17 protein-coding genes, 1 tRNA gene and 1 pseudogene are annotated in these 18,858 nt (G+C 63.6%); 11 read left to right on the top strand and 8 right to left on the bottom strand.

Features of this window, described 5'->3' with window-relative positions; translation table 11 throughout:
* Positions 1–23: 23 nt before the first annotated feature.
* Both LYSHEL_RS00835 and LYSHEL_RS16130 read left to right on the top strand, forming a co-directional pair.
* A complete protein-coding gene (locus tag LYSHEL_RS00835; RefSeq protein WP_213435166.1) occupies positions 24–1,103 on the top strand; it encodes an HNH endonuclease in 1,080 nt (359 codons plus the stop codon).
* Positions 1,091–1,648: a WYL domain-containing protein gene (locus tag LYSHEL_RS16130; RefSeq protein ID WP_407075151.1), complete on the top strand. Its 558-nt coding sequence runs from the start codon at positions 1,091–1,093 to the stop codon at positions 1,646–1,648. The genes LYSHEL_RS00835 and LYSHEL_RS16130 overlap by 13 nt, the downstream gene beginning before the upstream one ends.
* 49 nt (positions 1,649–1,697) lie before the next feature.
* On the opposite strand, the gene LYSHEL_RS00825 is transcribed toward LYSHEL_RS16130, so the two are convergent.
* Positions 1,698–3,293 carry a recombinase family protein gene (locus LYSHEL_RS00825; protein ID WP_213435164.1) on the bottom strand — a complete coding sequence of 532 codons (1,596 nt, stop codon included), beginning with the start codon at positions 3,291–3,293 and terminating at the stop codon, positions 1,698–1,700.
* Positions 3,294–3,470: 177 nt separating this feature from the next.
* On the opposite strand from LYSHEL_RS00825, the gene LYSHEL_RS00820 reads away from it, so the two are divergent.
* The 4 genes from LYSHEL_RS00820 to LYSHEL_RS00805 all read left to right on the top strand — a co-directional run bounded on the left by LYSHEL_RS00820 (position 3,471) and on the right by LYSHEL_RS00805 (position 7,916).
* Positions 3,471–5,117, top strand: coding sequence for a recombinase family protein (locus LYSHEL_RS00820; protein WP_213435163.1), 1,647 nt, complete (start codon positions 3,471–3,473; stop codon positions 5,115–5,117).
* A gap of 118 nt (positions 5,118–5,235) precedes the next feature.
* Positions 5,236–6,366: a recombinase family protein gene (locus tag LYSHEL_RS00815; protein WP_213435162.1), complete on the top strand. Its 1,131-nt coding sequence runs from the start codon at positions 5,236–5,238 to the stop codon at positions 6,364–6,366.
* 173 nt (positions 6,367–6,539) lie between these two features.
* Positions 6,540–7,118 (top strand): DUF4136 domain-containing protein, encoded by a 579-nt coding sequence (locus LYSHEL_RS00810; RefSeq protein ID WP_213435161.1) that lies wholly within the window; start codon positions 6,540–6,542, stop codon positions 7,116–7,118.
* Positions 7,119–7,166: 48 nt separating this feature from the next.
* Positions 7,167–7,916 (top strand): hypothetical protein, encoded by a 750-nt coding sequence (locus tag LYSHEL_RS00805; protein ID WP_213435160.1) that lies wholly within the window; start codon positions 7,167–7,169, stop codon positions 7,914–7,916.
* On the opposite strand, the gene LYSHEL_RS00800 is transcribed toward LYSHEL_RS00805, so the two are convergent.
* The 3 genes and pseudogenes from LYSHEL_RS00800 to LYSHEL_RS00795 all read right to left on the bottom strand — a co-directional run bounded on the left by LYSHEL_RS00800 (position 7,898) and on the right by LYSHEL_RS00795 (position 9,348).
* Positions 7,898–8,839 carry a tyrosine-type recombinase/integrase gene (locus tag LYSHEL_RS00800; protein ID WP_244858614.1) on the bottom strand — a complete coding sequence of 314 codons (942 nt, stop codon included), beginning with the start codon at positions 8,837–8,839 and terminating at the stop codon, positions 7,898–7,900. The two genes, LYSHEL_RS00805 and LYSHEL_RS00800, sit on opposite strands and share 19 nt — an antisense overlap.
* Positions 8,840–8,932: 93 nt before the next feature.
* A pseudogene (locus LYSHEL_RS16125) lies at positions 8,933–9,130 on the bottom strand (Arm DNA-binding domain-containing protein); the annotation flags it as partial.
* 142 nt (positions 9,131–9,272) lie between these two features.
* Positions 9,273–9,348 (bottom strand) — tRNA-Ala (locus LYSHEL_RS00795).
* Between the two features lie 111 nt (positions 9,349–9,459).
* On the opposite strand from LYSHEL_RS00795, the gene LYSHEL_RS00790 reads away from it, so the two are divergent.
* On the top strand, positions 9,460–9,768 hold the full coding sequence (locus tag LYSHEL_RS00790; RefSeq protein WP_213435158.1) for a hypothetical protein: 309 nt from the start codon (positions 9,460–9,462) through the stop codon (positions 9,766–9,768).
* A 52-nt stretch (positions 9,769–9,820) separates the two neighbouring features.
* Positions 9,821–10,528, top strand: coding sequence for a M15 family metallopeptidase (locus LYSHEL_RS00785; RefSeq protein ID WP_407075150.1), 708 nt, complete (start codon positions 9,821–9,823; stop codon positions 10,526–10,528).
* Here LYSHEL_RS00785 and LYSHEL_RS00780 read toward each other — a convergent pair.
* Together LYSHEL_RS00780 and LYSHEL_RS00775 are read right to left on the bottom strand one after the other, a co-directional pair.
* Positions 10,525–11,595 carry a serine hydrolase domain-containing protein gene (locus tag LYSHEL_RS00780; RefSeq protein ID WP_213435157.1) on the bottom strand — a complete coding sequence of 357 codons (1,071 nt, stop codon included), beginning with the start codon at positions 11,593–11,595 and terminating at the stop codon, positions 10,525–10,527. The two genes, LYSHEL_RS00785 and LYSHEL_RS00780, sit on opposite strands and share 4 nt — an antisense overlap.
* Before the next feature lie 221 nt (positions 11,596–11,816).
* The gene (locus LYSHEL_RS00775; protein WP_213435156.1) at positions 11,817–13,367 is read right to left on the bottom strand and encodes a histidine kinase; all 1,551 of its coding nucleotides are present in this window, start codon (positions 13,365–13,367) and stop codon (positions 11,817–11,819) included.
* Between the two features lie 22 nt (positions 13,368–13,389).
* On the opposite strand from LYSHEL_RS00775, the gene LYSHEL_RS00770 reads away from it, so the two are divergent.
* Positions 13,390–14,019: a response regulator transcription factor gene (locus tag LYSHEL_RS00770; protein WP_213435155.1), complete on the top strand. Its 630-nt coding sequence runs from the start codon at positions 13,390–13,392 to the stop codon at positions 14,017–14,019.
* Between the two features lie 6 nt (positions 14,020–14,025).
* On the opposite strand, the gene rnd is transcribed toward LYSHEL_RS00770, so the two are convergent.
* A complete protein-coding gene (rnd, locus tag LYSHEL_RS00765) occupies positions 14,026–15,141 on the bottom strand; it encodes a ribonuclease D (protein ID WP_213435154.1) in 1,116 nt (371 codons plus the stop codon).
* 126 nt (positions 15,142–15,267) lie between these two features.
* On the opposite strand from rnd, the gene LYSHEL_RS00760 reads away from it, so the two are divergent.
* Together LYSHEL_RS00760 and LYSHEL_RS00755 are read left to right on the top strand one after the other, a co-directional pair.
* The gene (locus LYSHEL_RS00760) at positions 15,268–17,112 is read left to right on the top strand and encodes a formylglycine-generating enzyme family protein (protein WP_213435153.1); all 1,845 of its coding nucleotides are present in this window, start codon (positions 15,268–15,270) and stop codon (positions 17,110–17,112) included.
* A 28-nt stretch (positions 17,113–17,140) separates the two neighbouring features.
* Positions 17,141–18,040: a M48 family metallopeptidase gene (locus LYSHEL_RS00755; RefSeq protein ID WP_213435152.1), complete on the top strand. Its 900-nt coding sequence runs from the start codon at positions 17,141–17,143 to the stop codon at positions 18,038–18,040.
* Positions 18,041–18,105: 65 nt separating this feature from the next.
* On the opposite strand, the gene phbB is transcribed toward LYSHEL_RS00755, so the two are convergent.
* Positions 18,106–18,846: an acetoacetyl-CoA reductase gene (phbB, locus tag LYSHEL_RS00750; RefSeq protein WP_213435151.1), complete on the bottom strand. Its 741-nt coding sequence runs from the start codon at positions 18,844–18,846 to the stop codon at positions 18,106–18,108.
* Between the last annotated feature and the right edge of the window lie 12 nt (positions 18,847–18,858).

Raw genomic sequence — 18,858 nt, 5'->3', positions numbered from 1 at the left:
CATCGGTTGCAGCGTATCGAGACATGGCCGCAAAGGAGGGCGCAGGGGAGGCGTACTCCAAGCGGCAGGTCTACAGGGAGCTAGCTAATAGGTTCAACAGGTCCGAGAAGGCTTTTGAGTACCGGATGCAGAATATTTCGGCTGTCTTGGACGAGCTCGGGCAGCCATGGATCAATGGCTTGAAGCCTGCGGCCAATGTAGGGGAGGGCGTGAAGCCGCGCCTCGTAGCCCTTCTCCAGGGCCAGACTGCCGAAGCGCCACAGGGCGGCAGTTACAGATATGGCGGGCAGCCGCATTGGAAGCTCGCGCTTGATGCGGTAGTTGCCCTTGGAGGAACAGCCAGTCCGCAGCAGGCCTTCGCATGGATTTTGGCCAGATTCCCTGATTACGTCCAATCAAATCTCGGGGCGGACCTAGCAGCCTTGTCGGTCAACTCACCGTCTAGAACTTCCTATTCGCAGAACTCAAAGCCAAGGCGCACCGATCAAGGCAGTCAGTACGACCGACTGTTCAAAATCGGCGACGGGCCCGGCGTCGTGTTCGAACTGTACGACCCGGCACAGCATGGCGTGTGGGAGATATTCCCGGACGCAACGGCAGGAAATCGTCACGGGATGGGCGTACGGCAAGTCGTGAATCCCGTGACGACTGGGATAGCGGATGCGGTGCAGGAAGCGGAGAACACAGGGGCATTTGATGCCAAAAACGTCGAAGATGCGAGGAAGCGGGTTTTGGCCGGAATTGTCCGCAGGCAAGGACAGCCAGCTTTCCGTAAAGCATTGATCGATGCTTACGGTGGCTCATGCGCTATTACTGGCTGCGCGTTAATTGCCATCCTGGAAGCGGCTCACGTGCATCCGTACAGGGGCGAGCACACCAACGTGGTGTCCAATGGACTCTTGCTGCGGACCGACATACACACGCTGTTCGATCTGCGATTGATAGCAATTGACCCGGAAACATTGACCGTCCTGGTTTCGCCGGAACTGGATGGAACTGATTACGCGAGGTTACGGGGTGGGGCACTGCTCGCGCCCACGAAGGTCGCCCACTGGGTTAGCGTTGACGCTTTGACTTGGCATCGCAGTCGATGCGGATGGTGAACGGAAAGCCGATTAGAGATCGAGGGATGACGCAAAAAATTCGGGCTGCTGCTGGAATCGCCATTGGTTTCGCTTGCTTTCTAGTGCTGGCCCACCTAGTACCTGACTCGGTGTGCAGAGACGGGTGGCAGTCGCCATCCATAGGAAGGCAGGGGGCTTGCTCACACCATGGTGGAGTCAGGATTTACAGCGCTCTTTATTTGCCGATTTTCGGCGTAGCTACTTTTCTCGGACTTTGGATCGGTGGCGGATTGCCGAGACGTGGCATCAAATCGGATACGGTCAATTCGGCTCCGCACGTGTTTCAGTCCACAGAGGAACAATTGATTCGCGCGGCAATTGAAGAAAAGAAGCGATTGTGTTTCTTGTATTGCAAGCATGGCAGCTCGCGATGGACTCAAAGACGAGTAAGGCCAATGCAGTATCGGGAGCGTTTGGGTCGGGAGCGAGTTCCCGCTGCATGCCTAGTGGCATTCTGCGAGGAACGACAAGCAGAGCGTATTTTTCTACTTCGACGAATGCGAGATTTGATTGTCGTTGACTAGTCGTCAGAAGCACCCATATCGCGTCGCCTTGACTTGGGTTGTTGGGGCGTCATAGCGATTTGCTCGTGTACTCGTCGCGCTTTCGGATGCCCTGGGCCTTGCGCCTGCGTTTCGAGAGATGGGTCATAAGTCGAGGCATGCATGGTGGATGCGACAATCGCAACATCTCAAGGCGGCGCATCACGTCATTCATGGATTGAAGACGATATGGGTTCACCCATGTTCTTACGGCACCTCCTTCCTTATTTACGTAGCCGGTTCGCATCTCGTCGCCAGGAATAACAAAATAATCCAGGATGACGTCCCCTTCGCACGCGAGCCGTGCCACAAGACTAACGTCGGGGGCAACGCGCCGGTCTGGGGAAATGAGCCAAAACGGTTGGCCGTTTGTCGTGCGATAAGCCTGCGTGCTCCTCACGGACAGGGTGAGCCCGCCCTCTACGCAAGCGCGACGTGTTTGGGGATGCCAGTAGAAGCCCACGCCCATGTTGGCGTAGTGGTCTGCCAGTTCTTTGAGCAGCAGAAGCTTCGTCGTTCTGCGCCGGTGAATGATGTTACGTCGTGAGCATTGTTTGGCATTTGGACGAACTCCAGCCGCTTCACAGGCGTCCGCCATTGAACCGAAATGAAAGATAAAAAGCGTAGTCTGAGGTGCTCCTGGTTCCTTCATCATCAACGCGGGCGTTACATCCCCGTGCTTTGCGTGAACTCGGCGGACAACGTCGAGCAATTCATCATCTGACCAGTAGTGCCGTTGCCGCGCCTCCAAGTTAACTCTGGCTTTCTCAAAAGTATCTCGGGACACGACCGCCGGAAATGCATCCTCTGCACGAACCCACCTTTCTGGCGGATTCTCATGCCACGGCGTCTTTAAGCTGCACGAGCGCCTCGCGTACAAAGTAGTTCCGGTGTACCGCTCATTTCGCAGAATCGAGCGAATCATTTCACCGCGCCAAGGGAGCATTCCTGTGCGGCTCGGGTACCCACCCCAATTGAGCTGCCTTGCAATGTCTGCCTCAGACATTCGCCTTTCGACAAACAGGTAAAAAATCAACCTGATCAATCCGCAATCGAGGGGATCCCCTAGAGCGAGCAGCACGCGATCCGTTTGGATCGACTTGCGCTGACGCCTGCCCAACTCTCCCTTGACCTCTCCGGTCTCTGACACCAGAACGCGTTTAAGGCCGAAGCTGGGAAATCCGCCCATGTGAAAGCCTCGGCCCGCCAGCAGGCTCTGGCCCGCGAACACCTTCGCACCCAGTTCGCGGCTGTACTCTGCTGCCATTGCGCGTTTGACGCTCTTTATTACGACTGCCATCGGCCCAGGCACGTCAGCAAATGGCTCGGCGCAATACAGGACGGGTACGCCGGCCCGTCTACAAACGAACTCGTAATACGCACTTTCATCCACGTCTTGGAAGCGGCCCCAACGACTCACGTCGAAGACCAGAATCGCCTGGAAAGCGCGACGCATGCTCAATACGTCGTCCAGCATCGCTTGAAGTCCGGGGCGTCCCCAAAGAGTCAATCCGCTCTTGCCCGAATCCTCGTACGTAACCACGACTCGCATGCCGTGCGTCGCAGCATATCGATTGATCTCTAATCGTTGGTTGGTTGTTGAATAGCGCTGATGCTCCGTCGACATACGGAGGTACTGCGCGACGGGAATCGGGGCGGCTCTAGAATCGGGCATAGGGGCCTTTTCCTCCATCTCCACCCATTGCACAGTCACCCGTGCGGGCGCAACTCGCAGCGCTGGCGAGCGCAGCCTCGCCCAGCCGGGTGACTTACAAATCGCAAGGCGCGCGCACAGATTCGTGCCATGTCCCAGCCGACGGATGCGAACTTAGTGCCGGTTGCTCAGTACTTGCGTATGTCCGCCGAGCACCAACGGTACTCCACGACCAATCAGCGAGAGGCTATTGGTCAGTACGCGCGTGCAAACGGTATGGAAGTTGTCTGTACGTACGAAGATAGCGGTAGAAGCGGGCTGACGCTTCGTGGTCGTCCAGCGTTGCAGAGGTTGCTAACCGAGGTGCACGACGCATCTAGGTGTTTCAAGGCAATCGTCGTGTTTGATGTTAGCCGCTGGGGGCGGTTTCAAGACGTAGACGAGAGCGCCTTCTACGAGTTTCTGTGCCGACGCGCAGGCGTCAATGTCCACTATTGCGCGGAGTCGTTTGATTGCGTCCCTGGCCCCATGGCCGCAGTGGTCAAGAGCATAAAGAGGGCCATGGCCGCTGAATACAGCAAAGAGTTGAGCGGGAAGGTGTACTCCTCGCTCCAAGCGTTGGCTAGACGAGGTTTTCACACTGGCGGGCCGGCCGGATTTGGACTAAAGCGCGTCCAGGTGTCACCAGACGGTCGCGTGCGCCGAGAGCTGCCGCCTGGCGAGCGGAAGTCGCGCGCAGATGACCACGTTGAGCTAGAACCAGGAGACGCATTTGACTGTGGCTTGGTTCGTCTGATTTTTCATCTCTTTGTCCATTGCAAGATGAAGGAGGCAGACATCGCTTTGCAACTCAATTGGAGCTGTTACCCAAGTCAAATCGGGCTGATCCCGTGGCGAGCGGATGCTATTCGCACCGTCTTGCGGCGCGAGCAATACGTTGGAACCAATGTGTTCGGACTTCACACTCAGAAACTCAAGTCAGCTTCCCGCTACGTGCGGAAGGATCAACGCATTCGGGTGCCGAACAGCTTCACGCCGGTTGTTTCGCAACTAGACTTCGATGCCGCCCAGCTACTAGTTGGAGACCGATTGCCACGTCGGAAGTGGTCGCGCTCGGACCTTATACGTCTAGTTCGCAGCGAAGCTGCCGAGTTCGGACGGTTCAATGTTGCAGCGTTACACCGTCGCGGAGGGCCGGCGGCCCTGCGATTTATTGAGTGCTTTGGATCGGTTGCCGATGCGTGCAGTGCTGCCAACGTTCCGATTTGCAGGCGCACGGCTACGTCTGGGCGCCGTCGCAAACAGCGGCAAGCAATTAAAGTTCAAATTCTCGACTGGCTAGCAGAACATTACAGGGAAAGTGGACGGACTTTCTACTGCCATACCTCCACTAGGCGAGCCTGCATCGAAGACTCGCTCACGATCTCGGTGCGCGTAGCTCACCCTCAAGTTTCTCATGACTCCTTTGGCTGGACCCTTCGTCCCGACAAATTGGTGGATGCGGATTTGGGCATATTTGCGCGGGTGAATGACAAGGCTGAGATTCTCGACTATTTCGTCATCCCCAGAGAAGAGGATCGCAACGGCTTTGTGAATTCGAAAGGAGCGGTAACCGGTAATTGGTTGGAGCAATGTAGGTGCGCATCTCCAGCCGATGTCATATACAGGCTCGAATCAAGTGGAAGTTCGAAAATCTGTGGGGTTACGCGCATGTTGCGCCAGTCGGAAGCTCGCCGTACGCGCAATCTGCACTCGGCCGAGCGGACGGTCGTAAAAGATGTAGGTGCTTTTCCCTAGCCCTTTAGGGCAAGTCCCTCTAAATCTACGAGACTGACGCGGATTTGCTGTTAGGGTCGAACGCATGAGTAGCGACACGCCGCCACCCAGCCCAATCCCGGTCGCACAGTACGTCCGCATGTCCACCGACATGCAGAAGTATTCAACGGCCAACCAGGAGGCGGCTATAGCTCGCTTCGCTGATTCGCATGGTATGCAGGTTGTTCGAACCTATCGGGATGATGGCAAGAGTGGATTGCGCATTCGCGGTCGTACCGGACTACAGGCCCTAATGCGCGATGTGCACATCGAGCCGCGCGGTTTCAACGCAATACTCGTCTACGATGTTAGTCGGTGGGGCAGGTTCCAGAATCCCGACGAAAGCGCGCACTACGAGTTTTTGTGCACTCGCGCGGGTGCACCTGTTGTTTATTGCGCGGAGCTATTTCCTGATATGACCGGCCCAATGGCTGCCGTCCTGAAATCCATTAAGCGAAGCATGGCCGCAGAGTTCAGTCGCGAGCTGGCAGTAAAGGTGAGAGCCGGCCAATCTCGTGTTGCGCAGATGGGATTTTTCACAGGCGGGGTGACGAACTTTGGCATGGCTCGGAAACTGTTGGGAGATGGAGTCGAAGATCGCGGACTCCTGCGGATTGGACAGCATAAGGCTCTGAACAGCGATCGAGTGGTTCTGACGGCCGGCAAAGGTTGGGAGGTCGCTGTAGTGAGACTGATCTTCTACCTTTACGTCAAAGAGAGAATGGGAGAGCTTGCAATCTCGCGACACCTGAACTCACGTGGCATCACCACAAGACGAGGTGCTCGATGGGAGACGTTACATATCGTCCGCATTCTGAGAAACGAGGTGTATGTCGGCGTCACCTGGTACAACCGAACGACTCGACCGCTCGGCGCGTCGCCGATCCGCAACCCCCCGGAAGAGTGGGTGCGCGGGGACGCGCCGTTTGCGAAACCTGTAATCAGTCGCAGGATGTTCGATGAAGCTCAGAAGATCAAAGCGAGCAGGCCCAAGAGGCCCACTGAGGAGCAGTATCTAGATGTCTTGCGCGCCATATATCGAGCCGAAGGAAAGATCACCGTGCGGTTGGTTAGAGCCTCTCCTTACGTACCCAACTACAAGTGGTTCTATCGTCGCTTTGGGAGCCTGCCCGCAGCGTGCCGCGCAGCAGGAATTCCTCCCGCTCCCTTGGGGCCGCCAAAACGCCCCCGGATAGGCAACGGGCGGCGAAGTGCTCACCAGTCCGCATAGCTTCCAAAGGTGATGCGAAGGGCAGCGAGCAGTCCCTCGACGGGACCTGCCAGGCGGTCCCTTTGGTCACTGGCGCGGAGCGTCTGGAAGAGTAAGGTTGCGTCGCGGAGGCTGATTCGGGCGGCGGTTGAACCGTTCATGAGCCTTAATGATGGGCCCCGCGAGGAGGTTCTATGCGACGTGCCATCCGTTGGCTTTGCAGCCTAGTTGCCCTTGTCGCCTTAGTTAGCTGCGTCAGCACGCCCGAGACTCGTGCGGACTACGACAAGACTGTGAATTTTGCGCAGTACCGCAGCTTCGCGTTCTTCGACAAGGTCGGCACCGACGACGCCGATTACGAATCACTGATGACCAGGCAGCTGAAAGACTCGACGCGCCGCGAACTTGAAGCCCGCGGCTATCGATACAACGAGTCGGCGCCAGATTTGCTCGTGAACTTCAAGGCCAGCGTCACGCAACAGACGCGCGTGCACCCCGGGCCGATGCCCTACTGGGGCGGCTACTACGGTTACGGGTGGCCTGGCTACTACGGCTTCTGGGGCGGCTATTACGAGCCGTACGTGGACCAGTACGACGAGGGCACGTTGAACATTGACATTGTCGATGCCAGACGCAAGCAGCTTGTTTGGGAGGGGGTCACCACCGGCCGCATCACCGACAAGGCAAGGAATAACCGCTCGGCTGCAATAGATACGGCTGTGCGGGACATGTTTACGCAGTTCCCATTCCGCGCTGGTGGTGCTCCTGAGTAATTGACACACACCAGCATCCGTCGCCGCCTACCTAAGGAACATTCCCACATGGCTCCGAATTGGTCGCTTCGCGTTGCCGCACTCACGACCCTAACCCTCGCAAGCGGTTTGGCACAGGCATCGCCGTCCAGTGGATGGGACTGGGCCATCGCCCCTTACATCTGGGGTATCAACGTCAAAACGGACCTCGACCGAACGACGCCCCCGGTAAGCATCAGCAACGAGTCGCGATTTGACGACGTGCTCGACCAGTTCGATGGCGCCTTCCAGGTGCACGCTGAGGGCGAAGGCGACGATTGGGGGCTGTTCGCCGACTTCACCTATCTCGGACTGTCATCGGGCGACGACCGTCGTTTTCTACACACAGAGACCGACCTAGACACACGGCTACTTGAGGTTGCGGGTGTGTGGTCGCCTGGCCCCGAACGCGGACGCGGCTGGAACCTCTTCGCTGGCGGTCGCTTCATCGATCTCGACTACACCACGGTATTCATCCCCAACGACCCGGCCTTCGCGCCTGCTTCGGTCCATGTCGGCGAAACCTATACAGACTTCATGCTCGGCGCGCGTTACACATGGGCGCTTTCGGATCGGTGGTCGATCACGCTACGCGGGGATGGTTCGTTCGGCGACACCGACGGGACCTGGAACGCAAGCGGGGTGGCCCAGTACAACATGAGCAATGGCGCTTGGGTGTTCGGTTACCGGTATTTGGACGTTGGCTTCAAGCGGACCCAAGACAACTCGCTGAGCATCAACTTACACGGACCGGAAATCGGCTATGCGTTTCGGTTCTGATTTCGATGTGAATGCTTAGCCGCAAGCGAGGCACAACTGAGCTTCGCCACTGCCGCAGCAAGGTGGTCTGGTCCAAGGTGTGAGTAGCGCAACGTCATCTTGATGTCGGAGTGGCCTAGCAACTCGCGCACGGTGTTTAAGTCCACGCCAGCCATTACCAGTTTGCTAGCGAAGTGATGTCGCAAGTCGTGGAATCGAAACTTTTCCAGGCCTGCGGACTGAATTAGCGAATTCCAGGCGGTTTTGATGTCAGCGATGTCAAACACGCCCGCGCCGGTGGATCGTCTAACCCAGGACCGAAGCACGCCGGTGGCTTCGGCATTGAGCGGGATATGGCGTTGTCGACCGTTCTTCGCATTCTCAGAGCGAACCGTCAGAATGCGCGCATCGAAATCAACGTCCGTCCAGTTCAACGACAGTAGCTCTCCTCGACGCAGGCCCGTGTTCATCGCCAGTAGCACTACGGGCGTCAGATGATCTCCAAAACCGTCCGAGTCAATTACGGGCAATAGCGGCTTGCTACGTGCAATTCGCCAGCTGTTACCGGACTCGCGGGATGCGATCATTGCAGCATCTCGATCAGCTAGTGCTTGGCGCAGCATCCGTTCTTCGGACTGGTTGAGAAATCGAACAACCCGGCGTGATTCGACAGGGCGAATTTGCAGATCAGAAAGGGGATTTTGATCAAGCACGCCCCATTTTGTGGCCTTGTTCATGGCCGCGCGTAGGCATGCCAGATCACGAGATGCAGTTGCTCGGGACACGGCAGCGATCCGCTTAAGCCACCACTGGTCGACCCACGCTGCGTTGATTTCCGAGAGATCGCGGGGCAGGGCGTCAGAAAACGCAGCTTCGATTCGATCAACCCACTGCTGACCTCGTCGCAGGTGGGAGACTGCCCACGGCGCGTAGCGATCGCTCAAGAAGCCAGCCAGTGAGCACCTGGCGCGTTCCTGCCTCGCGATGCTAGGTAGCCCACGCTGGATGTGCTCCGCCATCGCCTGGGACGCGTGTGCGCGCGCCTGATCGAGTGTCAGGTGACCCAGTGCCCCGAGGGTCCGTCGCTTACCCCGGGTCCACTCGATGATCCAAGCCTTGTGCCCCGAAGGCTGCACCCGCAACAGCAACCCTCGTACTTGAGTGTCCCTGAGCTCATAGGGGCGCTCTTGGGGCTGGGATGACTGAATAAGGCGCTTGGTGAGCTGAGCTCGCATGTGATCCCTCGTAAGTGCACGTGTAAGTGCACGCTAGGAAGCACCGCGAATCCGTGTTCGGATAAGGACCATCCGCGTTGGCGCACTCGGCGCACGGAAGTCCTTGAAAAGAAAAGGCTCGCCGAAGCGAGCCTTTAAATCGTGGTGGAGCGGAGGAGGATCGAACTCCCGACCTTCGCATTGCGAACGCGACGCTCTCCCAGCTGAGCTACCGCCCCACGAAAGGCGCGCAGTATACGGACGGCGGCGGTGACTGCCAAGCGGGGAAGGTGCGAATTCGCGCCGGCTGCACGCGGGTTTGGGCCTGCTGGGGCCCCACCGGAGGCGCCATGTACCTGGTCCAGTTGCTGCTCCCCGTCTACGACGCCTCGGGCACGCCGTTCCCGCGCGCGCGCTTCGATGCGGTCCGGCGCGCGCTCGCGGATCAATTCGGCGGCGTGACGGCGTACATGCGCGCGCCGGCGCAGGGCCTGTGGGAAGACGATGCAGGGCACATGGAGCGGGACGAGGTGCTGCTGTTCGAAGTGATGGTCGAGGCGCTGGACCACGGGTGGTGGGCGGCGTACCGGCAATCGCTGGAGGCGGACTTCGCGCAGGACGAGATCCTGGTGCGGGCCTCGCCGGTGGAGCGGCTGTAAGGGCACGCCGGGACGCGCTACCGTTTCGCCAGGCGTGAATGGGGAACCGACGATGCGACTTGCGATGTGCCTGCTGGCCATGGGCCTCGGCGCCTGTGCGGCCACGCCGCCCGCGACGGGGCCGCGGACGTCGAGGGCCACCACGCCCGACGCCGCCGGCCTGGTCTCGATCCAGGCCCTCGTCCCCGACATCGACCTCGACATCCGCTACGCCGGCCACCACAACTTCACCGGCGCGCCGGTCGATGGCTACGACGCGCCGCGCTGCTACCTGTTGCGTCCCGCCGCCGAAGCGCTGGCCCGCGTCGAAACCGCGCTGCGCCCGCAGGGCTATCGCCTCCGCATCTTCGATTGCTACCGCCCCGTGCGCGCCGTGCGCGATTTCATGGCGTGGATCGACACGCCGGACGATGCGGCCACCAAAGCCGCCTGGTATCCGCAGCTCGACAAGCGCAGCCTGCGCGGCGACTACATCGCGCCCACCTCGGGCCACAGCCGCGGCGCGACGCTCGACCTCACGCTGCTGCGCTGCGAACACGATGCGTGCACGCCGCTCGACATGGGCACGCCGTTCGATTTCTTCGACACCAGCGCCAACACCGATTCGCCGAAGGTCACGCCCGCGCAGCGCGCCAATCGCCACGTGCTCGGCGACGCGATGACACGCGGAGGCTTCCGCAACTACCCGATGGAGTGGTGGCACTTCACGTTGCAGCCCGAACCCACGCCCGACACGCAGTACGACGTGCCCGTGCGTTAGTCGAGGTACAAGGCGGCGATCTTCTTCGCGGTGGCGTAGGGCTCCGGATCGTCGCGATTGGTCAGCACCACCACGGTCAGCTTGCGCGCCGGATAGCGCACGATCACGTTGCGGAACCCGACCGTTTCGCCGGAATGCCACAACGTCTCCCCGGTGATCCGCCACCCGAAGCCGTATTGCACGTCCGCTTCGTCGGTTTTCGTCGCGGGCGTGAAGGCCTGCGCCCACGTCGCCGGCTTGAGCAGGCGTTGTTCGCGGATCGCGGCGTCCCAGTGCACGAGGTCGTCGATCGACGAATAGATCCCGCCATCGCCGAGCACCGCGCTCGTCGTGCTCTGGTCGGTGCGCATCCAGCGGCCTTGCTGGAAGGTGTGGCCAAACGCGCGATGGGCGACGGTCGAACGTCCCGCTTCGAACGCGACGGTATTGCGCATCCCCAGAGGTTCGAAGATGCGCGTGCGCAGGAAATCCGCGTACCGCATCCCGGACGCACGCTCGACCACGAGCGACAGCAGCGCATAGCCGCTGTTGCTGTAGCGATACCCGGTGCCCGGCGCGAAATACGTGCGCGGCTGGCCTTCGAGCAGCTTCAATACATCCGCGTCGTGCACCTGCACGTCGCTCGCCGGATCCATCACGTCTTCGTAGTCGATCAGCCCCGCGGTGTGCGTGAGCAGGTGGCGCAACGTCACGGCATCCACCGCCGCCGGCAGCGAGGGCAACCAGCGTCGCACCGGATCGTCCAGGCGCAGCTTGCCGTCCTCCATCAGCAACAACACCGACGCGGCGGTGAACTGCTTGCTGACCGACGCGAGGCGGTAATTGGTGGCCGGCGTGGCGCGCACCTCGCCGTCGAGGTCGGCGAAGCCGTAGCTGCGGCGCACGATCGGCACGCCGTCGCGCACCACCAGCACGGAGGCGCCGGGCACGTGGCCGTCGTAGTCGCGCATCAGTGCGTCGATGTCGCGCGTCATGTCGACGGGCCCCGTGTCGTGCGATGCGGAGGCGCAGCCGGCCAGGGCCAGTGCGGCGAGGAATCCAGCGGCGATCCGGGGCAGGGGGCGCATTCAGGCGATGCTACCTCCGACGCAGCCGGATGCGAGAAATTTTCTGATGGGGGGCGGGCACGCCGCGCGCGATGATCCTGCCCAAGCGCGAGTGCCGTCGCGCCCGTTGGATCCAAAGCCTGGTACGCGTTGGAGAAACGAACCGCTGCGGACGGCGGCGGTTCTGGGCGGTAGGGCTGGCCTGCTGGCTGTTTCGGGGGAATCAGCGGCAGGCCGGCTTCCTATCCCGCAGGCACGCGCACATCGAGCAGGTGCCGCGGGTACCCCGAGTCCGGGTTGAACACGTACTCCGCACCGATCGCATCCGCGCGATCGTGGATGTTCTGCAGTCCCAGTCCCTTGCCGTTGCCCGGGTCGAACGCGCCGCCATCGTCTTCGATGCGCAGGTGCACGTCGGCCGCCGACGCGTGTTCCCACACCGCGAGGTGCACGGCGATGCGGCCACCGCATCCATGGCGCACGCAGTTGGTCGTGGCTTCCTGGCAGATGCGGTAGAGCGCGGTCGCCACTTCCGGCGGCACGCGGTCCACGTTGCCTTCGATCGTGCACTGGTAGGTGATGCCGTGGTCGCGCGCGAGTTCGTGCATCGGGCCTTCCGACAAAGCGCGCGCCAGGCCGAAGCGATGCAGCACGAGCGGATGCAAGGCCTGGATCACTTCGCGCAGGTGTTCGTGCGCATCGCCGACCAGGTCGGCGATCGAGCGCAGGCCATCGCGCATCGCGTCCTGGTCCGGCGTGCGCTCCACCAGGCGCAGGCGCGTGGCGATGGCGGTCATGTCCTGGCCGAGCTGGTCGTGAAGCTCCGCGCCGATGCGGCGGCGTTCTTCTTCCTGTTGCGAAACCAGGCGATTGGCGGTGTCGGACAACGCGCGCGTGCGCGACGAGAGCATGTCGACCGTGTTCTTCAACGCCTTGCCCTGCGTGCGCAACGCATCGCCGGACACGCCGAGCGACAGGCCCGCGAACCCGGATGCGGCAATCAGCAATTGCAGTTGCGGCAAGGGCCAGGAGCTGCCGAGCGTGCCCACGCCCAAGCCGTGCACCGCGGCGCTCAACAAGCCCAGGGCCACCGAACACGCACGCCATCCGTAATGGAACGACAGCCAGAACAACGGGAAGATCGCCAGCATCACCGGGTACAGCGGCACGTTCCGGTGCGGGAGCGCCGACAGCACCAGCACTACCAGCACCGGCGCCAGCACCCAGCCTTCGCCGAACACGACGTGCCACGGCACGCGCTGCGGCCCGAGTTGTCCGAGCAACGTCCGCGCGAGCGACGCGACGACCAGGATGCCGATGAAATCGCCCACCGCGAAGCTGTAGAGCATCGCGACCGGCGGCTGCGGCAGCACGCCGTCGTCCATCAGGTTGATCAGTACCAGCGCGCCCGCCGTGACCACCGAGGCCGCGATGCCGCACAGCAGGAACCGCATCATCGTGTCGGGCGTGGGGCTGGGCCCGGGCGAGCGCGCGAACGTGCCCACGATCAGCGCATACAGGCACCACGGCACGGTCGCGGCGAGCAGCAGCGCCACCGGATCGGTGAACGTGCCGCGCGCCAGCGCGACCAGCACGATGGCCGCGGCTTCGCACAGCGCGATCGCCCACCACCAGCGGCGCGGCATCAGCCACAGCGCCGCCAGCCGCAGGCCGGCGGGCAGGAACCAGTGCATGCTCGACAGCAGGTAGAGCCCCGCCCAGAGCGCGATGTACGCGGGCGCCATCCACCACTGGATTGGACGCTGGGCCGGTCGCCGCGTTTCAATGCGCATCCCGCTCCTGGATTCCGTCCCCATGCCGCCTCTTCGCATCGTGCTGGTCGACGATCATCCCATCGTTCGCGCGGGCTTTCGACAGTTGCTGGAGATGGAGCCCGGCTGGGAAGTCACCGACGAACTCGGCAGCGCGCGTGAAGTCGCCGCGTGGCTGCTCACCGCGGCGTGCGACGTGCTGGTGATGGACCTCTCGCTGCCCGACGGCGACGGCCTGGTGCTGATCCGCCACGTGCTCGCGCAGAAGCCGGGCATGGCGATCGTGGTGATGAGCATGCATGACGGCGCGTTGTACGTGCAGGACGCGTTGTCGGCGGGGGCGCGCGGCTATGTCACCAAGCGCGCGGCGCCGGACGAACTGGTGGATGCGATCCGCGCGGCGGGGCGCGGCGAGCGCTTCCTCGGCAAGGACGTGCGCGCGCAGAACCACGAGGAAACCGACGAAGCCGCGGGTTTGCCGGAGCTCACCAGCCGCGAAGCGCAGGTGTTCCTGCTGCTGGCGCGCGGGCATTCGGTGTCGCGCGTGGCGGCGACCATCGGCATCAGCAACAAGACGGCGTACGCGCACCGCGCCAACATCTACGCCAAGCTCCACCTGCAATCCGACCACCAGCTGCGCGTGCTCGCGGAGCGACGCGGGCTGGTGTCGTAGCGGGCGTCAGTTCGCGGGCGAGGGCGCCAGCAGCGGCTTGAGCCGCGGTTCGAGTTGCGCGCGCCGCCAGCCCGACAACGCACCGGGCCAGTCGTGGCCGTCGAGCAGCGCTTCCAGCCAGCGTCGCGAAGCGAGCACGCCATCGGGCAGGCCGAGTTCGCGCGAGACTTCCGCGGTGGTGTCCTGCAACTTGCGCAGCGCGAGCTTGTCGCGCTCTTCGCTGCGCGGCAACGGTGCTTCGGCTTCATCGGGCAGCGGCGTCGTCAATGCGGTCCACAGCGCATCGACGAGGCTGCGCGGGGATTTCGGGATCGTGTCGAGGTGGCGCTTCAATGCATCGCGGTCGATCGGCGGCGTGCGCGCGAGCGCGGTGGCCAGTTCGTTGTCGAGGATCCAGGTGCGCGGCCGGTCGCTCGTGCGCGCATACGCATCGCGCCAGCGCAGCAAGCGCAGCAGGCGATGCTGCGCGTCGGTGTCGAGAAATTGCGCGGCGCGCAGCGCCAGGTGGGGCCAGCGTTCGCCGGCTTCGTCCACGCCGAGCGCGAGGCGCGCGCTGTCTTCCTCCAGCCACGCGCGGCGGCCCAGCGTGTCCAGGCGCGCCGACAGTTCGCGATACAGCGCGTCCAGGTACACCACGTCCTCGGCGGCGTAGTGGCGTTGCGAATCCGTCAGCGGGCGGCGCAACCAGTCCGAGCGCTGCTCGCCCTTCTGCAGCGCCACGCCCAGCAGGTCCTGCACGATGCGCTGGTAGCCCATGCCCGCGCCGACGCCCGCGATGCCCGCGGCGATCTGCGTATCGAACAAGGGCGAGGGTGCCACGCCGCAACTGCGCTTGAGCGCCACGATGTCTTCGCTCGCGCTGTGCATCACCTTCAGCACGTTCGGATCGGCGAGGAGCGGTGCGAGGGCTTCACACATGCCGGGCACCAGCATGTCGGCGAGCAGGATGGTCTGGTCGTCGCTGCGTCCGTCGCCCGCGTTGCCGGCGTAGGCGATCTGCACCAGGGCCAGTTGCGGCCAGTAGGTGCGTTCGCGGATGAATTCGGTGTCCAGGCCCACGCGGGCGGGGCGGTGCGCGAGGCGCGCGGCGAGGTCGGCGGGGTCGGTGATCCAGTGGTGCACGCAGGGACTTCGAAACGATCGGGCGGCCAGACTACCGGTCCCCCGCGGGCACTGTCGAACGCCGGCGGTTGCCGGATCGCGTCGCCATGGCCCACCATCGGCCGCGTCGACGCCACCGGACGCTCCATGGCCCACCCGCGCAGCACGCCTTCCCCCATCGCCGCGCTGGTCCTTGCGTTGCTGCTGGCGGGCTGTGGCGACAAGGGTGCGCAGGGGCCGGCGCCGGAAGCGGCGGGCCGCGATCCCACGGTCACCATTTCGGGCGACGAAGCCGTGGTGGTGCCGGCCTGGCAACCTGCGCCGGTGCAGATCGCCGTGGGCGACGAACCCAAGGTGCTCGCCGAAGCCATCGCCGCGCTCGATGCCGGCAAGCTCTTCGGGGGCGATCGCGACGCGATGCCGTTGCTCATCGAGCTGCATGCGCGCCTCCCCGACGATCCCGAAGTCTCCCGCGTCCACGCACGCGCCGTCGCGATGCTGCTCGCCGAAGGCGACGCGGCCCTCGCGGCCATGGACACCGATCCGAACGGCCTGCGCCACGCGCACGAAGTCGGCGAAGTGGCGCGCACGGCCGCAGCCGATGCACCGACCGTGCGCGCCTATCTCTCGCGCGTGGATGCCGCCGATGCGTCCGTGCAGCTCGATCATCGCGGCGAGCGCGAACTCCAGGCCGATCGCCTCGGCGAAGGCGACACCCGCGGTGCGTTGCAGTATTTCCGCGAAGCGCTCGTCAAGCGCCCCGGCGATGCGCGCGCGGCGCAAGGCATCGCGGCGGTGGAAAGCGCGTTGATCCGGCGCGCGGAAACCGCGGCGGCCACGTCGGATTTCGCGCAGGCCGAAACCTGGTTGCAGCACGCAGCCCCCATCCGCCCCGGCATGTCCACCGTCGCCGACGCGCGCCTGCGCATCGGCGCATTGCGCACCGAGCGCGTCAACACGCTGCGCGACCAGGGCCTCGCCTTGCTGATGCGCGACGGCGGCCTGCCGCAGGCGCGCCGCATCCTGTCGGACGTGTTGCGCATCGCACCGCCCGCCGATCCGGCCGCCACGGAATTGCGCGAACGCATCGACCTGGTCGCGCACTACGGCTTGTTCCGGCCGGGCCAGGCGTTCACCGATGCGTTGCGCAGCGGCGCGCGCGGCCCGCAGATGATCGTCGTGCCGCACGGCGGATTCCGCATGGGCGCGCGCGATGGCGAAACCGATGCGTTGCCGAACGAACGCCCGCTGCACTACGTGCGCTTCGACCGCGGCTTCGCAATGGCGCGCACCGAAACCACCGTGGGCGAATTCCGCCGCTTCGTCGACGCCACCGGCTATCGCAGCCGCGCGGTGCGGCGCGGCCATTCGATCGTGTACGACGAACGCAGCGGCAATCTGGTGCGCCGCAGCGGCGTGGACTGGCGCCACGACTACAACGGCGCGATCGCGCGCGACGACATGCCCGTCCTGCACGTGAGCGCGCGCGATGCCGAGGCGTACGCGCACTGGCTCTCGCAGCAGACCGGCGAGCGCTATGCGCTGCCGAGCGAGGCGCAGTTCGAATACGCCGTGCGCGCGGGCAGCGAAGGCAGCCTGCCGTGGCGTTCGCGCATTCCGCCCCGCAGCGCGGGCAACGTCACCGGTTCGCTGGATCGCTCGCCGACGGGCCGCACGTGGCGCAACGCCTTCCAGGGCTACGGGGACGGGTGGTGGGGGCCGGCTCCGGTGGCCAGCTTCGCGCCGAATGCATTCAGCCTTCACGACCTGGCCGGCAACGTCAGCGAGTGGGTGGCCGATTGCTGGCACGAAGGCTATCGGCGCGCCCCCGCGGACGGACAACCCTGGGTCAACCCGGGCTGCCGCACGCGCGTGATCCGCGGCGGCTCGTGGGCGAGCGCACCTGCGCAGGTGCGGGCGGCCTGGCGTCTGTCGACGGACGGTGACACCACCAATGCGCGCCTCGGGTTCCGCCTCGTGCGAGAACTCTGAGCCGCGCGACACAAGGAGATTGCACGCGATGGCCATCGATCCGTACGGCAACCAGGCACAGGGCGGACAACGGCGCGGCTTCGGCTTCGGCGGCATCCGCTGGTGGGTGTTGCTGCTGTTCGCCGGGTACGCCGCGTACTACTGGATCTCCAATCGCTCGACCGATCCGCTGACCGGCGAGGCGGTGGTGATCGACAAGAACATCTCGCCCGAGGACGAAAAGGCGCTCGGCCTGCAGGCGTGGGAAGAGCTGCTCACGACCGAGAAACCCATTTCGCCCAGCGATCCGAACGCGCAGGCCGTGCGCGCGATCATGCAGCGCCTGGTGGCGAAGATCCCGCAGGTCGAGGACGCGCTCGCGGCCGAACACAACCTGACGGCGCCGCACATCGAGAAGACGTTCGAGTGGGACGTCAACCTGCTGCAGTCCGACCAGGTCAACGCGTTCTGCCTGCCGGGCGGCAAGATGGCGGTGTACACCGGCCTGATCCCCGTCGCGCAGAACGACAACGCGATGGCGATCGTGATGGGACACGAGATCACGCACGCGTTGCTGCGCCACGGGGCGCAGCGCATGACGGAACAGAAGCTCGCGCAGATCGGCCAGATGGCCGGCGCGATGAGCGGCATGGACCAGTCGCAGATGCAGGCGGTGATGGCGGTGTACGGCTACGGTCGTGCGCTGCCCTATGCGCGCAAGCAGGAAACGCAGGCGGACGAGATGGGGCTGATGCTGGCCGCGGCCGCGTGCTTCGATCCGCGCGAAGCGATCCCGCTGTGGGAGCGCATGGATGCCGCGAGCGGTGGCGAGGCGCCGCCGGAATTCTCGTCGACGCATCCCAATCCCGGCACGCGCATCCAGAACCTGCAGGCGCTGATGCCGAAGGCGATGGAGTATCGGGCGAAGTTCTGCGAGTCGGCGAAGTAACACCCGCCTGCAAAAAGAAAGCCGCGGCAGTGCCGCGGCTTTTTTGTTTCCGGGTTTCGGCGAACTCAGAAGCTCATGAACAGACCGCCGTTGACCGGGATGTTCGCGCCGGTAATGAACCCCGCGTCGTCATGCGTCAGGAACTCCACCGTGCGCGCGATCTCGCTCGGCTTGCCCAGGCGGCCCACCGGCACGCCGTCGACGATCTTCGTGCGCACCTCTTCCGGCACCGCCATTACCATCGCCGTTTCGCAGTAGCCCGGCGACACGCTGTTGACCGTGACGCCCTTGCGCGCGACTTCGCGCGCCAGCGCCATCGTGAAGCCATGCATGCCGGCCTTCGCCGCCGAATAGTTGGTCTGGCCGAACTGGCCCGTCTGGCCGTTGACCGAGCTGATGTTCACCACGCGCCCGAAGCCGCGCGAGGTCATGCCATCGACCACGTGGCGGCACATGTTGAACACGCCGTCGAGGTTGATGTTCAGCACGGCGTCCCAGTCGGTGCGCTCCATCTTGCGCAGCGTGGTGTCGCGCGTGATGCCGGCGGCGTTGACGAGGATGTCGACCGAACCGCGTTCGGCCTCCAGCTTGCGCACGAGCGCGCCGCAGGCTTCGTAGTCGCCGACGTTGCCGGGCTCGAAGTGGATGTCCAGGCCTTCGACGTCGCGGCGGAACTCGGCGATGCGGTCCTCGCGCGCGGCCAGGTCGGTCGCCACCACGGTGCGCCCGGCACGGGCGAGGGTCTTGCAGATCTCGGTGCCGAGACCACCGATGCCGCCGGTCACGACGGCCACGCGCTTGCTCATGTCATCCCCAGG

It is taken from the genome of Lysobacter helvus (assembly GCF_018406645.1).
Lineage (GTDB): Bacteria > Pseudomonadota > Gammaproteobacteria > Xanthomonadales > Xanthomonadaceae > Noviluteimonas > Noviluteimonas caseinilytica.
This window is presented reverse-complemented; position numbering and strand designations above follow the sequence as displayed.